Here is a 19,359-nt window from a genome sequence, read left to right as displayed (position 1 = left end):
CTCGGTGTCCGGGCGCAGGAGCGGGTCGGGGGCGAGCAGGGGGGTGTCGACAAGAGCCATCAGTCGCAGGCCTCACAGGTCTCGGGGTTCTCCAGGGAGCAGGCCACCGCCTCGGCGTCGGCCACCGGGGCCGGGCCCGACGTGGTGGTCTGGTTGATGCGGGTGGCCGGGCGGGACCGCAGGTAGTAGGTGGTCTTCAGCCCGGCCTTCCAGGCGTGCAGGTACATGGAGCTGAGCTTGCCGATGGTGGGGGATTCCATGAACAGGTTGAGCGACTGCGACTGGTCGATGAAGGCCCCCCGGTCGGCGGCCATGTCGATCAGCGACCGCTGGGGGATCTCCCAGGCGGTGCGGTAGACGGCCTTGAGGTCGTCGGGGATCCGGTCGATGTCGGCCACCGATCCCTCGGCCCGCTTGACGTCGGCGATCATCTGCTCGTCCCACAGGCCGAGCCGCTGGAGGTCGCCGACCAGGTAGCGGTTGATCTGGAGGAACTCCCCGGACAGGGTCTCCCGCTTGAACAGGTTGGACACCTGGGGCTCGATGCACTCGTAGCACCCGGCGATGGAGGCGATGGTGGCGGTGGGGGCGATGGCGATCAAGAGCGAGTTGCGCAGACCGTGCTGGTCGATGCGCTCCCGCAGGGTCTGCCACCGGTCCGGGTCGCCCGCCTCGGTGCCCCACAGATCGAACTGGAGGTGGCCGTCGGCCGCTCGGGTCTGGTCGAACGCCGGGTGGGCGCCGTGCTTTTCGGCCAGTTCGGTGGAGGCCCACAGCGCGTTGAAGTAGATCTCCTCGGAGATGGCGGCCGACAGGCGCCGGGCCTCGGGGGAGTCGAACGGCAGGTCGAGCTGGAAGAACACGTCCTGGAGGCCCATCAGGCCGAGGCCCACCGGACGCCACTTGGCGTTGGAATCGGCGGCCTCGGTGGTCGGGTAGAAATTGATGTCGATCACCCGATCCAAGAAGGGCACCACGGAGCGAACCACCTGGCCCAGCCGCTCGAAGTCGAAGCCGGCGGCGTCGGGGCTCACGAAGGCCCCCAGGTTGACCGAGCCCAGGTTGCACACCGCGGTCTCGTCGGCGCTGGTGACCTCGATGATCTCGGTACACAGGTTGGAGAGGTGGACCGTTCGGCCCGACTTGCCGGTCTGGTTGCACCGCTGGTTGGAGGAGTCCTTGAACGTCATCCAGCCGTTGCCGGTCTGCGCCAGCGACCGCATCATGCGGCTGTAGAGCTGGCGGGCGGGGAGCTGGCGTTCGTAGAGACCGTCCTCTTCGGCCTGCAGGTAGGCGGTCCGGAAGTCGTCGCCGTACAGATCGGTGAAGTGGGGCACCTTCTTGGGGTCGAACAGCGACCACTGCCAGTCGTTCTCCACCCGCTCCATGAACAGGTCGGGCACCCAGTTGGCCAGGTTCAGGTTGTGGGCCCGGCGGGAGTGGTCGCCGGTGTTCTCCTTCAGCTCCAGGAAGTCCTCGATGTCGGCGTGCCAGCTCTCCAGGTACACGCAGGCGGCCCCCTTGCGCTTGCCGCCCTGGTTGACGGCGGCCACCGAGCTGTCCAGCGTCTTGAGCCAGGGCACGATGCCGTTGGACAGACCGTTGGTGCCCCGGATGAGCGACCCCTTGGACCGGACCCGGTGCCAGGCCACGCCGATGCCGCCCGCGAACTTGGACAGCCGGGCGATGTCGGTGTAGCGCTGGTAGATGCCCTCCAGGCTGTCCTCCGGGGAGTCGAGCAGATAGCACGACGACATCTGCGGGTGGGCGGTGCCCGAGTTGAACAGGGTGGGGCTGGAGGGCAGGTAGGCCAGCGAGCTCATCAGGTCGTAGAAGGCGATGGCCTCGTCGGCGTCGGCGGCCAGCCCGCAGGCCACCCGCAGGAAGAAGTACTGGGGGGTCTCGATCACCAGCCGGGTGTCGGGATGGCGCAATAGGTACCGGTCGTACACCGTGCGCAGGCCGAAGAACTCGAAGTTGCGGTCGCGCAGCGAGCTGATGGAGGCGTTCAATTCGGGGGCGAAGCGCTCGGTGAAGGCCACCGTCTCGTCGCTGATCAACCCCAGGGTGTGCCCGGCCTTGATCGACTCGGTGAACCAGGGGATGTTCTGGTTGCGGACCTCCTTGTCGATGCAGGTGGACAGCAGGCGGGCGGCCAGCTTGGAGTAGTTGGGCTCGGTGACGATCAGCCCGGCGGCGGTGCGGATGGACAGCTCGTCCAGCTCCCGGGTGGTGGCGCCATCGGCCAGCGCGGAGATGGTGCGGGTGGCCACCCGCATGGGGTCCACCCCCACCAGGCCCTCGGCGCAGCGGGCCACCGCGTTGACGATCTTGTTGACGTCCACCGGTTCCAGCTCGCCGCTGCGCTTGCGCACCCGCATGCCGGTGTCGGGGGCGCCCAGTCCGTTGGCTTGTGTCTCATGGCTGTCCACTGCGGCCAGTGGCTCCTGGATGAGTGTCATCAGCCCCCCTTGGATGCGGTCGAGTCGAAGTTGCAAAAGTGTAGTTACATCGGGGAAGTTCCATCAACCACACCTTGGGCGCGACCCCGTGACCTGCGGGTTCGCGGCCCGGGGTTGGTCCGCAGGGCGCGCGAAGGGCCCCAGGGCGCGCGCCGCCCGGCGCGCGCCAGGGGGTTGGGAAGGCGCCGCGACCACTTGACGGCCGGCCGGTGGTCAGAGGTCGGTGGGGCGTCGGTCAGGCGGGCCGGACGGTCAGCTCGGTGGCCTTGAGGGCGGCCCAGCACCGGGCGCCGGCGGCCAGCCCCAGTTCGGCGGCCGCTTGGGGCGTGACCCAGGCGTGGGCGGGCGCCGGGGCGCCCAGGAACACCCGGACCCGGTCGCTCTCGGGCTGGACGCGGGTGACCTCGGCCTCCCAGGTGTTGCGGGCGCTGGTGTGGGGCTCGGAGGCCGACAAGGTGATGGCCGCGGGGGAGAAGGTGACCAGCACGGGTCCGGTCAGCGAGGTGGCGGTGATCAGGGTGAGCCCGCAGTCCAGGGCCACGTCGGTGCCCGAGGAGTGCCCGGTGAGCAGGTTCACGTCCATGAGCCCGGCGGTCCAGGGGGTGCGGGGGTCGGCGGCCACCGCCGCGGGGGCGCCGGTCTGGGTGACCCGTCCGTGTTGCATGATCACGAGCTGGTCGGCCAACACCCGGGCCTCCACCGGATCGTGGGTGACCAGCAGCCGGGTGCCGTCCAGGTCGGCCAGCAGCTTGCGCACGTGGGTGCGGCTCTCCGCGTCGAGGGCGGCCAGCGATTCGTCGAGCAGCAACACGTCGGGTCGACAGGCGGCGGCCCGCACCAGCCCCACCCGCTGGGCCTGCCCGCCGGACAGTCGATCGGGCCGCTCGGCGGCCAGATGGGCCAGCCCCACCTTGTCGAGCCACTCGGCGGCCCTTGTGCGGGCCGGGCCGGTGGCCAGTCCCGCACATCGGAGGCCGAAGGCCACGTTGTCGACCACGCTCAGGTGGGGAAACAGCAGGTTGTGCTGGCTGTGCAGGGCGATGGGACGGCGCTCGGGAGGCAGCCGGATGCCGAGGTCGGAGTCCTCGACCACCTGATCGGCCAGCACCACCCGGCCCCGCTGCACGGGGATCAGCCCGGCCAGCACGTGGATGAGGGTGGTCTTGCCCGCCCCGTTGGGACCCATCACCGCGGTGCAACCTCCCCCCGCCACCTCCACCTCGACGTCCACGGTCACGTCTCCCATGGGGGCGTACACCTGGGCCCGCACGCTCATGGGGACATCTCGCTCATGGGGATTCCGCCTGGGGCTCGGTATCGGCTCGGGGGGGCCGAGACGGGATCCAGCGGTGGCGCAGGCCCACCAGCACCACCAGCGAGACGCCGATGAGCAACACCGACATGGCCATGGCCGCCTCGGGTTGGCCCGCCTCGTTGGCCTGGGCGATGGCCAGGGGCAGGGTGCGGGTGCGGCCGGGGTGGTTCCCGGCAAACGTGATGGTGGCCCCGAATTCGCCCAGGGCCCGGGCCCAGCTCAAGGTGGCGCCCGCGGCCAGCGACGGCAGCAGCAGCGGCAGGGTGATGCGGCGCAGCACCGTCCAGCGGCCGGCGCCCAGGGTGGCCGCCGCCGATTCCAGCCGGGGGTCGAGTTGGCGAAATCCGGCCTCGGCGGTGATCACGAAGAAGGGCATCGACACGAAGGCGGCGGCGATGACCGCGCCGGTGGTGGTGCCGATGAGGGTCTCCACCCCGAAGGCGTTGTGGAGGGCGCGGCCCAGCAGCCCGCGGCGGCCCAGGGCGAAGAACAGGGCGATGCCGCCCACCACGGGGGGCAGCACCATGGGCAACAGCACCGCGGCCCGCACCAGGGCCCGGCCCCGAAACGACCGCCGGGCCAGCACCCAGGCCAAGGGGAGCCCCAGGAGCACCGACACCGCGGTGGCCACCAGCGACACCACCACCGACACCCGCAGGGCCTCCAGGGTGGCGGCCTCCCCCAGGGTGGTGCCGAGCGACGACCAAGGGGTGCGCTGGAGCAGGCCCACCAGGGGCAGGCCCAGCAGGCCGACGGCGGCGGCGGCCACCACCAGCACCACCACCGGGGGTCGGTGGCCGGGCTCGGGTGCGGGCGGGGGTGGGGTCATGGGGTCTCGAACCCGTGGCGCCGGAGGATGTCCGCGCCGGCGGGGCCGGTCACGAAATCCACGAAGTCGGCGGCTCGGGACTGGTCGCTGACGGGGGCGATCGGATAGTCGGTGCGGAATCCGGAGGGGCCGAGGGACACTTCGGCCACCCGGTTGCCCCCGGCGGCGATGTCGGTGGCGTACACCAGCCCGGCGTCGGCCTCGCCCAGGGCCACCTTGGTGAGCACCGCCCGCACGCTGGTCTCCTCGGTGTCGGCGTCGACCGCCAGCCCGGCGTCGTCCAATACCGCTTCGGCCAGGGCGCCGCAGGGCACCTCGGGGGCACACACCGCCACCACCAGCGAGTCGTCGGTCAGATCGGCCAACCCGGACACGTCGGCGGGGTTGTGGGCCGGAACGGCCAGGGCCAGCCGGTTGCGGGCGAACACCAACGGGTGGTCGGCGGTGCGCCCGGCGTGTACCACCCGATCCATGGTGACGGTGTCGGCCGAGGCGAACACGTCGGCCCGGGCCCCGGCGGTGATCTGGGCGGCCAAGCGGGCGCTGCCGGCAAAGCTGAGCCGCACGTCCACCTCGGGGTGGGTGGCCTCGAACTGCTGGGCCAGTTCCTCGAAGGCCTCCGACAACGATGCCGCGGCGTACACGGTCACCATGGTGTCATCCTCGGCCCCGCAGGCTACGCAGAACCCGGCCAGAACCCCTGTGAGCACCCCGAGGGCCGCCCCTTTCATGTCGGGGGGCCCCGGTGGTGGCCTCCGTGGGACCTCTGGCCGGCGAGGATCCCGAGGCCCGCTGTGCCCATGTCAGGCGGCGGTCTCGGTTTCCAGCTCCGCGGTCACCGAGAGTTCAGGGCCCTCGGCGGTGAGCAGCTCCCGGCAGCGGCCGGCGTCGGCCACATCGTCGGCCACCAGGGCCAACACGGCCAGTCGCTCGGCGGTGTCGGTGATGGTGGCGGTGGTGACGGGGATCGACAGGCGCACCTTGGCGTCGCTCTTGATGCGGCGAATCTCCCGCAGGGTGTCGGCGGCCACCGCGCCCACCTGGGGGTTCACGTCACCGGCAGCGGCCGCCAACTCGGCGGCACCGGGCCACGACGAGCGGTGGATGGAGCCCGGCTGCCACCACGACCACACTTCCTCGGTCACGTAGGGCAGGAACGGGGCGAACAGCTTCAGGTAGACGGTGAGGGCCGTCTCCAGGGTGGCCCGTCCCGACTCGCCCGCCGGTCCCCCCCGAGTGCCATAGGCCCGGTTCTTCACCAGCTCCAGGTAGTCGTCGGTGAACGACCAGAACGACGCCTCGGCCAGCTCCAGCGCCCGGGCGTAGTCGCCCCGGTCGAAGGCGGCGGTGGCGTCGTCCACCAGGGTGGCCAGGTGGGCGAGCAGGGCCCGGTCGAGGGTCTCGGTGGGCCGGGCCCCGTCGGCGGGCTGATGGCCGAGCACGAACCGGCTGGCGTTGAGGATCTTCACCGCCAGACGGCGGCCCACCTTCATCTGGCTCTCCTCGAAGGCGGTGTCGGTGCCCGGTCGACCCGACGCCGCCCAGTAGCGGAGGGCGTCGGCGCCGAAGGCTTCCAGGGTGCCCATGGGGGTGACCACGTTGCCCTTGGACTTGGACATCTTCTTGCGGTCGGGGTCGAGCACCCAACCGGAAATGGCTGCGGTGGACCACGGCAGGCCCCCGTGCTCGAAGTGGGCCCGGGTGACGGTGGCGAACAGCCAGGTGCGGATGATCTCGTGGGCCTGGGGCCGCAGGTCCATGGGGAAGGTGCGGGCGAACAGCTCGGGGTCGTCCTCCCAGTAGCAGGCGATCTGGGGGGACAGCGAGGAGGTGGCCCAGGTGTCCATCACGTCGGGATCGGCGGTGAACCCGCCGGGTTGGTCCCGCTGGTCGGAGCGGTAGCCGGGGGGCACGTCGGAGGAGGGGTCCACCGGGAGGGTGTCCTCGGAGGCGGCGATGGGGTGGTCGTAGTCGATCTCGCCGTGGGCGTCGACGGGGTACCAGAGGGGGAAGGGCACGCCGAAGAAGCGTTGGCGGCTGATGAGCCAGTCGCCGTTCAACCCGCCCACCCAGTTCTCGTAGCGCACCCGCATGTGTTCGGGAACCCAGTTGAGTTCCCGACCCCGCTGCACCAGGGCGTCACGGAGCTGTTGGTCGCGGCCGCCGTTGCGGATGTACCACTGGCGGGAGGTGACGATCTCCAGCGGGCGCTGGCCCTTCTCGAAGAACTTCACCGGGTGGGTGATGGCCCGGGGCTCGCCGATCAGCTCGCCCGACTCGGCCAGCAGCTCCACCACCCGCTGCTGGGCGCCGTTGACGGTGCGCCCGGCGATCTCGGCGTAGGGGGCCGGGTCGATGCCGTCGGGGGCGTCGGCCACCAGGCGGCCACCCCGGTCGATGATGGCCCGCACCGGCAGGTCGAGTTCCCGCCACCAGGTCACGTCGGTGGTGTCGCCGAAGGTGCAGATCATGGCCGCCCCGGTGCCCTTTTCGGGGTCGGCCAGCTCGTGGGCCACCATGGGCACGGTGGCCTTGAACAGGGGGGTGGTGATGGTCTGGCCGAACAGGGGCTGATAGCGGGTGTCGTCGGGGTGGGCCACCACGGCCACGCAGGCGGCCAGCAGTTCGGGGCGGGTGGTGTCGATCAAGAGATCGCTGCCGTCGGAGCGCCGGAAGGCCAGCCGGTGGTAGGCGCCGGGCCGCTCGCGGTCCTCCAGCTCGGCTTGGGCCACCGCGGTGCGGAAGGTGACGTCCCACAGGCTGGGGGCCTCGCTCTGGTAGGCCTCGCCGCGGGCCAGGTTGCGCAGGAAGGCCCGCTGGGAGGCCCGTCGGCTGCGCTCGTCGATGGTGGCGTAGGTGAGCGACCAGTCGATGGACAGGCCCAGGCGGCGCCACAGCTCCTCGAAGGCCTGCTCGTCGGTGGCGGTGAGCTGCTCGCACAGCTCAACGAAGTTGCGCCGGGAGATGGGAAGTTGGTCCTTGGGGGGATCGTCGGGGGGACGGAAGTCGGGGTCGTAGGGGAGAGAGGGATCGCAGCGCACGCCGAAGTAGTTCTGCACCCGGCGTTCGGTGGGCAGGCCGTTGTCGTCCCAGCCCATGGGGTAGTACACCTGCTTGCCCTGCATGCGGTGGTAGCGGGCCAAGGTGTCGCAGTGGGTGTAGCTGAACATGTGGCCCACGTGCAGCGAGCCGCTCACCGTGGGGGGCGGGGTGTCGATGGAATAGACCTGGCTGCGGTCGGCGCTCCGGTCGAAGCGGTAGGTGCCGTCGGCTTCCCAGATTTGGTCCCACTTGGTTTCGAGGCCCTCGAGGGTGGGCTTCTCGGGGATGGGGCGGGCGGTCATCGCCCGGTCATCGTACTTGGGCACCACCAGCCGGTGGCAGTTGTTCTCCGGTTGTCTGTTCTCTGGTTGTCCTCCGGCGTTGGGCCGGCTGCAGGGTTGTGGTCACGGCAGGGGCGGGTGGTGACGTTGCGGTTGTCCTCCGGCGTTGGGCCGGTTGGAGGGTTGTGGTCACGGCAGGGGCGGGGCGGCGGGATTGGGCCGGGCGGTGGGATGTAGTTCAATGCAGGGTTGATGGGCATGGTGCGAACGCTGAGGTCGGTGGTGCGGTTCCGGCGGTTCGAGCCCGACCGGGCCAAGCGGCGGCTGAGCCGGGCGGCCTCGGTGGCCGACTTGCGGGAGCTGGCCCGTTCCCGGCTGCCCGCCGGGGTGTTCGACTACATCGACGGGGCCGCCGAGGGCGAGTTGACCATGGGTCGCAATGCCGAGGCCTACGACCAGTGGGAGTTCGTGCCCCGGGTGCTGCGGGACGTGTCGGCACTGGACACCTCGGTGGAGCTGCTGGGCCGGCGTCACCCGCTGCCGATGGCGCTGTCGCCCACCGGCTTCACCCGCATCGTGTGCCCCGACGGGGAGCTGGCCGTGGCCCGGGCGGCGGCCCGGCGGGGCATCGCCTACAGCTTGTCCACGCTCAGCACCCGGTCCATCGAGGAGATCCGCCAGGTGAGCGACGGGGCTCTGTGGTTCCAGCTCTACTTCTGGCGGGACCGGGGTTTGGTGGCCGAATGGCTCCAGCGGGCGGCGGACTGCGATTACGAGGCCCTGCTGGTGGCGGTGGACACGCCGGTGTTCGGCCGCCGCGAGCGGGACGTGCGCCGGGGATTCACCCTGCCTCCTACTTTGGGCCCCGACACCGTGTTCGACGGGCTGCGCCGGCCGGGGTGGACGTGGTCGCTGTTGCGGTCCGAGCCCATCACGTTTGCCAACCTGACCGGGGTGGCGGGCTACGACGGCAGCTCGGCGTTGGGACTGGCCGATTTCGCCCACAACCAGTTCAACCAGTCGCTGTCGTGGGCCGACTTGGACTGGCTGCGGGAGCGGTGGGACGGCAAGTTGGTGCTCAAGGGGGTGCAGTCGGTGGCCGACGCCCGGTTGGCCGCCGAACAGGGGGTGGACGGGGTGATCCTCTCCAACCACGGGGGACGCCAGCTCGACGGGGCGCCCCCCATCCTGGATTTGGTGGCCCCGGTGGCCGACACGGTGGGCGGTGAGCTGGACGTGATCTGCGACGGGGGCATCCGTCGGGGCAGCCACATCGTGACCGCCCTGGCCCTGGGGGCCACCGCGGTGATGTTCGGACGCTCCTACCTCTACGCCCTGGCCGCCGCCGGCGAGCACGGCGTGGACCACCTGCTCGGTCAGTTCACCGAAGACCTCCACCGCACCCTCGCCCTGGTCGGCGTCCCCGCAGCCGCTACCCTCACCCCCGATGCCGTCCGCCGAAGAAGCTGACCATCCCCCCACCCCCACCCGGGAGGCACGCCCACCCCGCCGACCCGGCCGCCTGGCCGGTCAAGTGTGGATCGCCCCCGACTTCGACCCAACCCCAGAAGAGATCATCACCGCCTTCGAGGAAGAGCCGGATTCGCTGCGAAGACCTGGATAGGGTCGGGGGTGGTGGAGGCGGTGTTGTTCGACATGGGCGGGGTGATCGTGGAGGGTCCGTGGGAGGGGTTTGCGGCCTATGAGCGGGCCAACGGGTTGCCGGAGGGGTTGATCCGGCAGATCAATGCGACCGATCCCGACACCAACGCGTGGGCGCGTATGGAGCGGGGGGAGATCGGGCACCAGGAGTTCGCCGAGGCGTTCGAGGCCGAGGCGGCGGCGATGGGGTATCGGGTGGACGGCATGGCCGTGCTGGACGGCCTGAGCGGGGAGCTGCGTCCGGCCATGGCGGAGGCGGTGCGGCGCTGCTCGCGGCGGTTGAAGACGGCGCTGTTGACCAACAACCATGCCCCGATGGCGTCTTCGGAGCGCTCGCCGGAACTCGCCGAGGTGTTGGGCTGGTTCGACGTGGTGGTCGAGTCGGCCGTGGTCGGGGTGCGCAAGCCGGAACCGGCCTTCTACACCATGGCCTGCGAGACGCTGGGGGTGGAGCCGTCGGCCTGCGTGTTCCTCGACGACCTGGGGGTGAATCTCAAGCCGGCCCGAGCCATGGGGATGACCACCATCAAGGTGGTCGATCCCGACGATGCCCTGACCGAGCTGGAGGCAGCGGTGGGGTTCTCGCTCAGGGGTTGAGGCGGAGGGTGGCGGCCAACTCGGCGCGGAGTTCGGGGATGCCTTGGCCCTTGGCCGCGCTGGTCCACAGGACGTCGCCGGGGGCCACGCCGAGGCCGCGGGCCAGTTCGTTGCGGCGGGCCGAGCGGCGGGAGGACTTCACCTTGTCGGCCTTGGTGGCCACGACCCGCAAGGCCACTTCGTGGTGGGTCAGCCACTCGGCGGTTTGGACGTCGAGCGGCGTGGGGCCGACCAGACCGTCGATCAACAGCAGCACCTGTACCAGCGTGGGCCGGTCGATCAGGTAGCCGTCCATCATGGCCTGCCACCCGGCCCGCTGTGCCTTGGGGGCCTTGGCGAAGCCGTAGCCGGGCAGGTCGACCACCCAGCGTCCGGGCTCGCCGTCGAGTTCGAAGACGTTGATCAGGCGGGTGGCCCCCGGCGCCTTGGACGTGCGGGCCAGCCCCTTGCGGTTGGCCACCGCGTTGAGCAAAGACGACTTGCCCACGTTGGACCGCCCCACCAACCCCACCTCGCAGCGGGACTCGGGCAACTGCCCGGCGTCGCTCGCCGACCGCAGAAAACTCAGCGTCAGCGGCTTGGACATCCCCCGAGGCTACTCGCCACCCCCTGGCAACAACCCCCCACCCCACACCGACGAACTTGACCGTCGCGAGGACGGCTAGCTGTTGAGGACTTCGATGTCGAGTAGGTCGGAGAAGCGTTCGAGGGCGGCGGCTCGGCGGGGTGGTGGGGTACCGTCGTGCCGTGGGACTCGATGAGGAACGCAAAGCCCAGTTCGACGAGTGCCTCACGCCCTCTGCGGTCGAGGTGGCGAGGGCAAAGAGGGTGATCTTGAAGGCGGTGGACTCTGGCCCGAAGACTTTCCGCGACCTTCAGACCGAAGTGCTGGAATCCGAGAAATTACCCCGGAATGTGCCACCACCCCACCCAAGGCAGGCAATTCAGATGCCGTGGCCAGATAATCCGGATTGGCGTCCGGATCACAGTGACCCGGTCATCGCTCGCATCCGAATGCTGCGTGCTGCTCGTTCGGCGATGGCGGAGCTTGCCCATGCAGGCGCACTGGATGAACTTGAAGAAATCGAGGGCGCTGACAGCCCCGACTTCGAGGTGAAGGTCAGTCGTGGCAGTGATCCTATTGACTTTCCGGCTCTGAAGTTCGGGCCGGCTCTGGCTGAACGGTACGGGCTGGCGCGCCGAGAGGGTCTGGATGAGGTTGGTCTGCTCGACGTGGACGTCTTCACTGCCGATCTGGAAGCGCTCGGCTTGGACCGGCGAACTCTGCGATGCCTTCAGGAGGCACTCTCGGCCTACCGAAGGGGGTTGTACCTCTCGGCTGTCAACTTGTTGGGCGCCGTGAGCGAGGGGGCCTGGTATGCCGCAGGGGAGCAACTCCGGTCATTGTCTTCCTCGATCGCCAATGCTCTGGTCAGAAGGGACACCTTCAAAGTGATCAGCGGGGTGGCCGAGCAACTCAAGGCCACCAAGAGTGTCACCCCTTCAGCGAGGCGGGAACTTGAGGTCCATGCGGCGTACTTGCGTGATCTCCGCAACTATGGGGTTCACCCACGGGGTGAGTCGTCCACAAGCTTGGAGCATGCCTTCTCAGAACATGGTGCAGGGCTGTTGCTCATGGAGACCCACCGCTATCTGGTCCGGCTCGCCGAGGCGACCGAAGCAGCCCTGCGGTCCCACGATGTGGGGACATGAGCTGGCCGGTCGTCCACAGCATCTGACGAACCCTCTGTCTGTCCCAGTTCTCGGTTCGGCGGGGCCTTCAGCGATCCGGTTTGGGGGGATGTTGTCACTGGTGTCGGTAGGGTGGTTGGTATGGATTCTGGGGTTGTGACCAGGGGAAACGCCGGCGGCGGTGGCGGCATGGCTGTCGGCGGCGGCGCGGCGGCTGCCGGTGGCACGGTTGTGGGCGATGTGGCGGCGGATGTCGGCGTTGCCGCCGCGGCTGCTGGTGGGGAGGCCGGGGTTTGGGTGGGTGTGGTGGATGTGGGTGGGTTGGATGATGCGGGGTTGGATGCGAGGTTGGGGTTGTTGGGTCGGGCTCTGAGTCGGTTGGAGGGGTTCTTGGCTGAGGCGGTGGCGGAGAAGCAGCGGCGGTGCGGGTCGTATGACACGGCGCAGGCGATACGGAAGGGGTTGCGTCATTCGGGGCAGAAGGCGCATCGGGTCATGCGCGACGCGGAGCAGCTCAGCGAGGTGCCGGCCGCCCGGGAGGCTTTGTCGCAGAGCAGGATCACTTCGGAGCATGCCCGTATTTTGGGTGGGGCGGCCAAGGCCGGCCCGTTGGATGAAGAGTTGATGGTGAGGGCGGCGGAGACGCAGACTCCGGAGGAGTTGCGGCGCACGGTGCGCGACCATCAGGACGAACTCGCCGGTGATGTTGACGGAAAGAAGCGGCTGGCCCGCCAGCAGAAGGCGCGTTTGGCGACGTTTTGTGAGCAGGACGACGGGATGTGGAGGTTGTACGCGTTGTTCGACCCGGTCACCGCCCAGGGGATCCGGGCGGTGTTGAACAAGAAGACCGACATGGCCTGGCACCAACACACCGGAAGAGAACGATTGGACGCCCGCCACCGCCGCGCCGACGCCATCGCCGAGCTATTGACCCGCACCGGTGGCGGTGAAACCGGTGACCAACCCCAAACAGCCAGCGTGGTGATCGTCGCCGACTACGACACCGTGGACCAACAGCTCCGCAGGCCACGGTTGTCCGACGGTACCCGGTTGCCGGCCGAGGAGTTCCGCCGACTGGCCTGTGACGCCGAAGTGCTCACCGGCATCTTCGACACCGACCTCCAATGCCTGTCACTCGGCCGCCAACGCCACCCCAGCCCGCAGCTCCGCGCCACCCTCATCGCCCGCGACCAAGGATGCATCGGGTGCGGCAAAGAACCCGAATGGTGCGTCACCCACCACATTCACCACTGGGAACACGGCGGCCCCACCCAACCCGACAACCTCGTCCTCGTCTGCGGCGACTGCCACCACAAAACCCACCACCGCAACTGGACCGTCGAACACCACCCCGACACCCGCCGACCCTACCTACGACCACCCTGGCAACAACCCCCCACCCCACCCCAACGAACCTGACCGTTGCGAGGACGGCTAGCTGTTGAGGACTTCGATGTCGAGTAGGTCGGAGAAGCGTTCGAAGGCGGCGGCTCGGCGGGTGGGGATGTGCTCGGAGGGGAAGCCGTCGGCCGCGGCGTACTGCTTGAGCGTGTGGCGGGTGATGGTCACCTTGTGGACCTCGTCGGCCCCGTCCACCAATCGCGACGATCTGGCGTTGCGGTACATCTCCTCGAGGGGCATGTCGGCGGAATACCCCAGGGCCCCGTGGACCTGGATGGCCCGGTCGATGGCGTTGTAGAGCATCTTGGTGCCGTACACCTTGATCATGGCGATCTCGGTGCGCGACGCCGAGGAGCCGTGCTTGTCCATGTGCCAGGCGGCGTGCAGGCACAACAGCCGGGCCGAGGCGATGTCGATGCGGGTCTCGGCGATGAAATCCTGCACCATCTGCTTGTCGGCCAAGAGGCTGCCGTGGGCGTACCGGGACAGGGCCCGCTCGCACATCATGTCGAGCGCCCGCTGCGACTGGCCGATCCAGCGCATGGCGTGGTGGATGCGGCCGGGGCCGAGGCGCTTTTGGGCCAGCACGAACCCGTCGCCGGGGTTGCCGATCAGGTTCTCGGCGGGCACCCGCACGTCGCGGTAGATCACCTCGGAGTGGCCCATGGGCTGGCGGCGGAAGTTGCCCGGATAGGGGTGGTGCATGTTGGGTACGTCCCGCACGATCTCCAGGCCGGGGGTGTCGGTCGGCACCACGAACATGGACGATCCCTGGTAGGGGTGGACATCGGGGTTGGTCACCACCATGGAGATGAGGAAATCGGCCGCCGAGCCCCCCGAGGTGAACCACTTGTGACCGTTGATCACCCAGGTGTCGCCGTCGCGCACCGCGCTGGTCTTCAACAACTTGGGGTCGGAACCGGCGGTGTCGGGCTCGGTCATGGAGTAGGCCGACCGCACCTCCCCGGCCAGCAGCGGCTCCATCCACCGCTTCTTCTGCTCCTCGTTGCCGCCGATGGCCAAGAGTTCGGCGTTGCCCGAATCGGGGGCGTTGTTGCCGAAGATGGCGGGGGCAATGGTGGACCGCCCAAGGATCTCGTGCATGAGGGCCAGCTTCACCTGGCCGTAGCCCTGGCCCCCCAACTCAGGGTCGAGATGGCAGGCCCACAGCCCCCGGTCCTTGACCTGTTGCTTGAGCGGGGCGGTGAGCGTGGCCCACTGCTCGTCGGTCACCTGCAGCTCGAGGGTCTCCAGCGGCAGGATGTGCTCGTCGAGGAACGCCCGGGTCCAGTCCAGTTGCTCCTGAAACTCGGGTTCGGTCTCAAAATCCCAGGCCATGTTCGCTCCCTTTGGCGGTCAACGGTGGCCGACGTGCCATGCCGCACATCCGAGTTCGGCCACGGCTCCATCTTGGCCCATGGGTGCCGGTGGCGTCGTACCGCCGGGCCACCGGCCGGACTCGGTTCAGGTCCGGGATCAGTAGACGACCACGATCCGCCCGGTGGTCAGACGGTCCTCCATCTTGTCCAGTGCGTCGGGGAGATCACCGAAATCCACGGTGCCGCCCACCACCGGGGCGATGCGGCCTTCGTCCAATCTCAGGATCAGCTCGGCGTGAATCTCGTCGCCGAGCGACCGGGGGTTGATGTTGAACCCGGCCATCCCCCCGTACACCGACGGATCGCTGTTGTAGGCCAGCAGCACTCCGCCGATGGACACCTGCGTGTAGCACAACTGCCTCGGGTTGAGGCCGGGGGAATCCTCGGCCTCGATGCCCGAGGCGAATCCGATGACCATCAGCCGCGCCCCCCGCCTCATGCACCGAAGCGATTCCTCGGTGACCGCACCACCCACCCCGTCGAACACCAGGTCGACGCCTCGGCCGCCGGTGATGTTGCGCACCTCGGTGGCAAAGTCACCGCCTCGGTAGTTCACGGCGGCCTCCGCTCCGAGGGATCGCACCAGGTCGCACTTCTCCGGGCTGCCCGCGGTGCCGATGACCCGGGCGCCGGCGTCCACGGCCAACTGGACGGCGGCCGAACCCACCCCGCCGGCGGCGGCGTGGACGAGCACCCATTCGCCGGGCTGGACGGCGCCCCGCTCGTGCAGGCCCAGCCACCCGAGGTGGAAGGGGAAGAAGAAGGCGGCCGCCTCGGTGTCGTCGAGCGCCTCGGGGGCGTCGAAAGCCATGTCGGGCTGGGCGATCACCTTGTCGGCGTAGGCGCCGAAGGCGGACTCGGCGGTGGCGTGTACCCGCCGGCCGAGCCACTCCTCGGCCCCCTCGCCGACGGCGTCCACCGTACCGAGCACCTCCATGCCCAGGGTGTAGGGGATGGGCGGGTTCACGGTGCGGTACCGCCCGTGGCATCCGTCGATCTCGTTGTAGTTCAGCACGGCTCGGGTGGGGGCCACCCGTATCCGGCCCGGTCCCGGCTCCGGCTCTTCGATGTCGTCCAGTCGCAGCGCCTGCGACGGTCGGCCGAATTGATGAACACGCCATGCTCGCACGGCTGAGGAGCATAGTTGCGCGCCGCGGTCCGGGCGCCGGACCGGGACTGCGGCCGATTGCCCACCGTCGCTGAGTTGCCGCCCGGAGAAATTCCGGCTCCGGTAGGGCTAGCCGGTTACCGCCATGCGGGTGATCTGGGCTTGCTGGGATTCGGACTGTGGCCCGGCGGCGGGGCGGGCGGCTCGAACGGCGGTCACCGCGTCCTCCAGGTCCATGCCCCGGGAGGTGAGCACGGAGATGCACACGATCCCGGCTCGGCCGTAGCCGGCACCGCAGTGCACCATCACCCCGGTGCCCTGGTCGAGGTGGCGGTTGACGGTACCGATGAGTTGGCGGAAGGTGTCGTCGCCGGTGACCCCCTGATCGATCATGGGTACGTGGATGGCTTGGTGGGGGTCGGGGTCGGCCAACCAGGCTGGGTAGTCGGGGTAACGCATGGCGATTTCGGTTTCGGTTAGCAGGCACACCATGACCCCGGCACCAACATCGTCGAGGGCCGCCGCCGGATCGGGGCCGGTCACGGCGAAGGCGGTGGCAAAGAGTCGACCGGGGGCACCCGGCACCGGAATGCGGTGGATGCCCCCCGCCATCTGATATCTCGCCGACCCCACCTGCACCCCGCAACCCTACCGGCCGACCGATCTCCGGCCGGCAGCCCAGCCAGGTACCTCCCCCCACCCCCCGGAGGGGCTAGTCCAGCGATTGGCGACGCTGTCGGGGGGCTGGGTCAGCGGTTGACGCCTTTGTTGGTGGCGCTGAAACCGGCGAGGTCGCGGTTCTTGCCCTGGTGGCGGCCCCGGTCCATCGACTGGATGGAGATGTCGTGGTCGGCGGCGGAGGCCCGCAGGGCGCCCACCGTGCAGTCGGCCCGATCCCGGTGGGCGAAGGGGTCGAATTGGTACCAGGCCATGGCGTTGCGGTGGGTGATCTTGTCGACCTCGTCGTCGGGGACCCCCGTGAGCGTCTCGGCCAGTTTCTCGGGGGCATCCGGCCAGGTGGAGTCGCTGTGGGGGTAGTCCATCTCCCAGCAGATGTTGTCGATGCCGATCTCGTGGCGCAGCACCACGCCCACCGGGTCGTTGATGAAGCAGGTCAGGAAGTTGCGCCGGAACACCTCGCTGGGCAGCAGGTCGTCGAAGTCCTGTCCGGTCCACAGGTGGTGCATGTCGTAGGTGCGGTCGGCCCGGTCCATGAAGTAGGGGATCCACCCGGTGCCGCCCTCCGACAGGGCGATCTTCAGGTCGGGGAAACGGCGGGGGATGGACGACCACAACAGGTCGGCGGCCGCCTGGCTGATGTTCATGGGCTGGAGCTGGATCATCACGTCCATGGGGGCGTCGGGCGCGGTCACCACCATCTCACCCGACGATCCCAAGTGGATGGAACACACCGTGCCGGTGTCGCTGAACGCCTCCCACAGCGGATTCCAGTAGTCGCTGTGGAAGCTGGGCTCGCCCAGCTTGGCCGGGTTCTCGGTGAAGGTCATGGAGTGGCAGCCCAGGTCGACCACCCGGCGCACCTCGGCGGCGCACTCCTCGGCGCTCCAGATCATGGGTAGGGCCATGGGGATGAACCGACCCGGATAGGCCCCGGCCCATTCGTGGATGTGCCAGTCGTTGTAGGCCCGGATCAGGTCGGCGGCGAACTCCTTGTCGGGATGGTTGGCGAACAGGCGACCGGCAAAGCCCGGGAACGACGGGAAGCACATGGAGCCCAGCACCCCGGCGGCGTCCATGTCCTTGACGCGGGCGTGGACGTCGTAGCAGCCGGGGCGCATCTCGTCGAAGGCGGTGGGCTCCACCCCGTACTCCTCCTTGGGGCGGCCCGCCACCGCGTTCAGGCCCACGTTGGGGATGACCGCGCCGTTGAACGCCCACACGTCGTCGCCGGTCTCGGTGCGCATCACCCGGGGGGCCTCGTCGCGCCACTTGGCCGGGAGATGGTTGTCGAACATGTCGGGGGGTTCGCACAGGTGATCGTCCACGCTCACCAGGATCATGTCGTTCAGGTTCATGTCGCCCTCCCGTGGTGTGTCGGTGCGGCCTCCACGATAGTTGGCGAAGTAGGATGCGTCAGCCGAACCGGCTCCGGCAGTCGCCCGAGCCCGCCACCCAAGGAGAGCCCCCATGTCCAATCCGATGAGCTACGAAGGCCGCAACGTGGTGGTCACCGGCGCATTTTCCGGCGTGGGCGAGGCCCTGGTGGGGTTGCTGGACGACCTGGGGGCGGCGTCGATCACCGCGCTGGACATCAAGGAGCCCACCGGACCTATCACCCGCTACATCCCCGCCAACCTGGGCGACCCGGTGGCCGTGGACGAGGCCGCCGCGGCCATCGACGGCCCGGTACACGTGTTGTTCAACAACGCCGGGATCGCGGCCACGTTCTCCCCGGCCGACGTGATGAAGGTGAACACCTTCGGGCTGATGCGCCTGACTGACGCCCTGTTGCCCAAGATCCCCGCCGGGGGCGCGGTGGTGAACACCGCCTCCATCGCCGGTATGAACTGGCCGGCCCATCAGGCGGAGATCACCGAATTGTTGTCCATCGACGACTGGGACAAGGCGGTGGCCTGGGTGGAGGAGCACCCCGAGGTGGTGGCCGACGGCTACATGTTCTCCAAGGAGTGCGTGCAGATTTTCACCATGCAGGCGGCCAAGGGCATGTTGTCCAACGGCGTGCGCATCGCCAGCGCCTGCCCGGCGCCCATCGACACCCCGCTTCTGCCCGACTTCAAGAAGACCATGGGCGAGCAGATGATCGACTGGACGGCCTCCCACTCCGGGGGTCGCTACGTGACCGCCGCCGAGGTGGCCAAGCTGCTGGCCTACCTGGGGTCGGACGCGGCGTCGTTCGTGTCCGGCGTGAACGTGAACATCGACAACGGCTTCCAGGGCTCGATGATCACCGGGCAAGTCGATTTCGGGGAGTTGGCCGGCTAGACGGCCAACCGAGTCGCCACTACGCCGAGGCGGCTGGCCGATACCGGGCGCCGGCTGAGTCCGGCTGCTACGCCGAGGCGGCCAGTCGGGCCTGGAGATCGGCGGCGTGGGCGGCCACGTCGTCGGCGGCCGTGGCCAAGGCTTTAGGATCGAGCCGGGCGGCCAATTCGGCCCCACCGGCTTGGGCCAGCATGGGGGCCAGTTCGCCGCTGCGGATCTTGGCCACCGCCCAGTCGGCGATGGGGCCGTGGGCGGTCTCGTCGAAGGGGATGATGTGGTTGCGTCCGCCGCCCAGGTGGTTGTAGTGGTAGTGGGGGGCGTCCTCGAAGAGGTCGAAGCGCAGGTACTCCCAGTGGCCGTCGGCGTCGAACACGTGCAGGGAGACGCCCCGATCCTCGATGCCCAGCGGCGCCGTGCGGCGTAGTTCCTCCACGTAGTCCTCGTCGCCCCCGTAGTACTCCACCAGGGCCTCGGGGGTGAGGTCTCGAAACTCCACCCCGATCTTGATCACCCCGGCGGGGAAGTAGGTGGTGTGGGCATCGTCGGGCCGCATGGGGGGCATTTCGTAGACGTGGCCGATCTCCATGGTGGCCAGCGTAGCCCGCCACCTGCAGCGGTGACCCCCGT

At 69.2% G+C, this 19,359-nt stretch carries 17 protein-coding genes; 6 read left to right on the top strand and 11 right to left on the bottom strand.

The features are described from left to right. Positions 1 to 59 precede the first annotated feature (59 nt). From ACOQPQ_RS06750 to valS, 5 genes are all read right to left on the bottom strand, one after another. Positions 60 to 2,462, bottom strand: a complete 2,403-nt coding sequence (locus ACOQPQ_RS06750) for a ribonucleoside-diphosphate reductase subunit alpha (protein WP_420638678.1) — start codon at positions 2,460 to 2,462, stop codon at positions 60 to 62. A 235-nt stretch (positions 2,463 to 2,697) separates the two neighbouring features. Continuing rightward, a complete protein-coding gene (locus tag ACOQPQ_RS06745; protein ID WP_420638677.1) occupies positions 2,698 to 3,738 on the bottom strand; it encodes a sulfate/molybdate ABC transporter ATP-binding protein in 1,041 nt (346 codons plus the stop codon). Positions 3,739 to 3,751: 13 nt separating this feature from the next. After that, entirely contained in the window at positions 3,752 to 4,606 is an 855-nt protein-coding gene (locus tag ACOQPQ_RS06740; RefSeq protein ID WP_420638676.1) for an ABC transporter permease, read from the bottom strand. Further along, entirely contained in the window at positions 4,603 to 5,337 is a 735-nt protein-coding gene (gene modA / locus ACOQPQ_RS06735) for a molybdate ABC transporter substrate-binding protein (RefSeq protein ID WP_420638675.1), read from the bottom strand. Before modA ends, ACOQPQ_RS06740 begins: the two co-directional genes overlap by 4 nt. 72 nt (positions 5,338 to 5,409) lie before the next feature. After that, the gene (gene valS / locus ACOQPQ_RS06730; protein ID WP_420638674.1) at positions 5,410 to 7,950 is read right to left on the bottom strand and encodes a valine--tRNA ligase; all 2,541 of its coding nucleotides are present in this window, start codon (positions 7,948 to 7,950) and stop codon (positions 5,410 to 5,412) included. Positions 7,951 to 8,187: 237 nt separating this feature from the next. Between valS and ACOQPQ_RS06725 the strand changes: the two genes are divergently transcribed. Genes ACOQPQ_RS06725 through ACOQPQ_RS06715 form a run of 3 tightly spaced genes read left to right on the top strand, consistent with a single transcriptional unit; the run spans position 8,188 to position 10,188 of the window. After that, positions 8,188 to 9,399, top strand: a complete 1,212-nt coding sequence (locus ACOQPQ_RS06725; protein WP_420638673.1) for an alpha-hydroxy acid oxidase — start codon at positions 8,188 to 8,190, stop codon at positions 9,397 to 9,399. Next, complete coding sequence (locus tag ACOQPQ_RS06720) at positions 9,377 to 9,553, top strand: hypothetical protein (protein WP_420638672.1); 177 nt, start codon at positions 9,377 to 9,379, stop codon at positions 9,551 to 9,553. The genes ACOQPQ_RS06725 and ACOQPQ_RS06720 overlap by 23 nt, the downstream gene beginning before the upstream one ends. Positions 9,554 to 9,564: 11 nt before the next feature. After that, positions 9,565 to 10,188 (top strand): HAD-IA family hydrolase, encoded by a 624-nt coding sequence (locus ACOQPQ_RS06715; RefSeq protein ID WP_420638671.1) that lies wholly within the window; start codon positions 9,565 to 9,567, stop codon positions 10,186 to 10,188. Here ACOQPQ_RS06715 and yihA read toward each other — a convergent pair. Continuing rightward, positions 10,178 to 10,774, bottom strand: a complete 597-nt coding sequence (gene yihA, locus ACOQPQ_RS06710; protein ID WP_420638670.1) for a ribosome biogenesis GTP-binding protein YihA/YsxC — start codon at positions 10,772 to 10,774, stop codon at positions 10,178 to 10,180. The genes ACOQPQ_RS06715 and yihA overlap by 11 nt on opposite strands. A gap of 161 nt (positions 10,775 to 10,935) precedes the next feature. Between yihA and ACOQPQ_RS06705 the strand changes: the two genes are divergently transcribed. Both ACOQPQ_RS06705 and ACOQPQ_RS06700 read left to right on the top strand, forming a co-directional pair. Then, entirely contained in the window at positions 10,936 to 11,901 is a 966-nt protein-coding gene (locus ACOQPQ_RS06705; RefSeq protein ID WP_420638669.1) for a hypothetical protein, read from the top strand. Between the two features lie 120 nt (positions 11,902 to 12,021). Continuing rightward, positions 12,022 to 13,299, top strand: coding sequence for a DUF222 domain-containing protein (locus ACOQPQ_RS06700; protein ID WP_420638668.1), 1,278 nt, complete (start codon positions 12,022 to 12,024; stop codon positions 13,297 to 13,299). Between the two features lie 15 nt (positions 13,300 to 13,314). Here ACOQPQ_RS06700 and ACOQPQ_RS06695 read toward each other — a convergent pair whose 3' ends face one another. The 4 genes from ACOQPQ_RS06695 to ACOQPQ_RS06680 all read right to left on the bottom strand — a co-directional run bounded on the left by ACOQPQ_RS06695 (position 13,315) and on the right by ACOQPQ_RS06680 (position 17,804). After that, positions 13,315 to 14,619, bottom strand: a complete 1,305-nt coding sequence (locus tag ACOQPQ_RS06695) for an acyl-CoA dehydrogenase family protein (protein ID WP_420638667.1) — start codon at positions 14,617 to 14,619, stop codon at positions 13,315 to 13,317. Positions 14,620 to 14,757: 138 nt separating this feature from the next. Further along, the gene (locus ACOQPQ_RS06690; RefSeq protein ID WP_420638666.1) at positions 14,758 to 15,789 is read right to left on the bottom strand and encodes a zinc-binding dehydrogenase; all 1,032 of its coding nucleotides are present in this window, start codon (positions 15,787 to 15,789) and stop codon (positions 14,758 to 14,760) included. 108 nt (positions 15,790 to 15,897) lie between these two features. Then, positions 15,898 to 16,407: a protein-tyrosine phosphatase family protein gene (locus tag ACOQPQ_RS06685; protein ID WP_420638665.1), complete on the bottom strand. Its 510-nt coding sequence runs from the start codon at positions 16,405 to 16,407 to the stop codon at positions 15,898 to 15,900. Positions 16,408 to 16,517: 110 nt separating this feature from the next. Beyond that, the gene (locus tag ACOQPQ_RS06680; RefSeq protein WP_420638664.1) at positions 16,518 to 17,804 is read right to left on the bottom strand and encodes an amidohydrolase family protein; all 1,287 of its coding nucleotides are present in this window, start codon (positions 17,802 to 17,804) and stop codon (positions 16,518 to 16,520) included. A 112-nt stretch (positions 17,805 to 17,916) separates the two neighbouring features. On the opposite strand from ACOQPQ_RS06680, the gene ACOQPQ_RS06675 reads away from it, so the two are divergent. Continuing rightward, positions 17,917 to 18,732 (top strand): coniferyl-alcohol dehydrogenase, encoded by an 816-nt coding sequence (locus ACOQPQ_RS06675; RefSeq protein WP_420638663.1) that lies wholly within the window; start codon positions 17,917 to 17,919, stop codon positions 18,730 to 18,732. A gap of 67 nt (positions 18,733 to 18,799) precedes the next feature. On the opposite strand, the gene ACOQPQ_RS06670 is transcribed toward ACOQPQ_RS06675, so the two are convergent. Further along, positions 18,800 to 19,318: a DUF7700 domain-containing protein gene (locus tag ACOQPQ_RS06670; protein ID WP_420638662.1), complete on the bottom strand. Its 519-nt coding sequence runs from the start codon at positions 19,316 to 19,318 to the stop codon at positions 18,800 to 18,802. Positions 19,319 to 19,359 lie beyond the last annotated feature (41 nt).

This window comes from Candidatus Poriferisocius sp. (assembly GCF_965219775.1).
In the GTDB taxonomy this organism is placed as follows: Bacteria; Actinomycetota; Acidimicrobiia; order Acidimicrobiales; family Bin134; genus Poriferisocius.
This window is presented reverse-complemented; position numbering and strand designations above follow the sequence as displayed.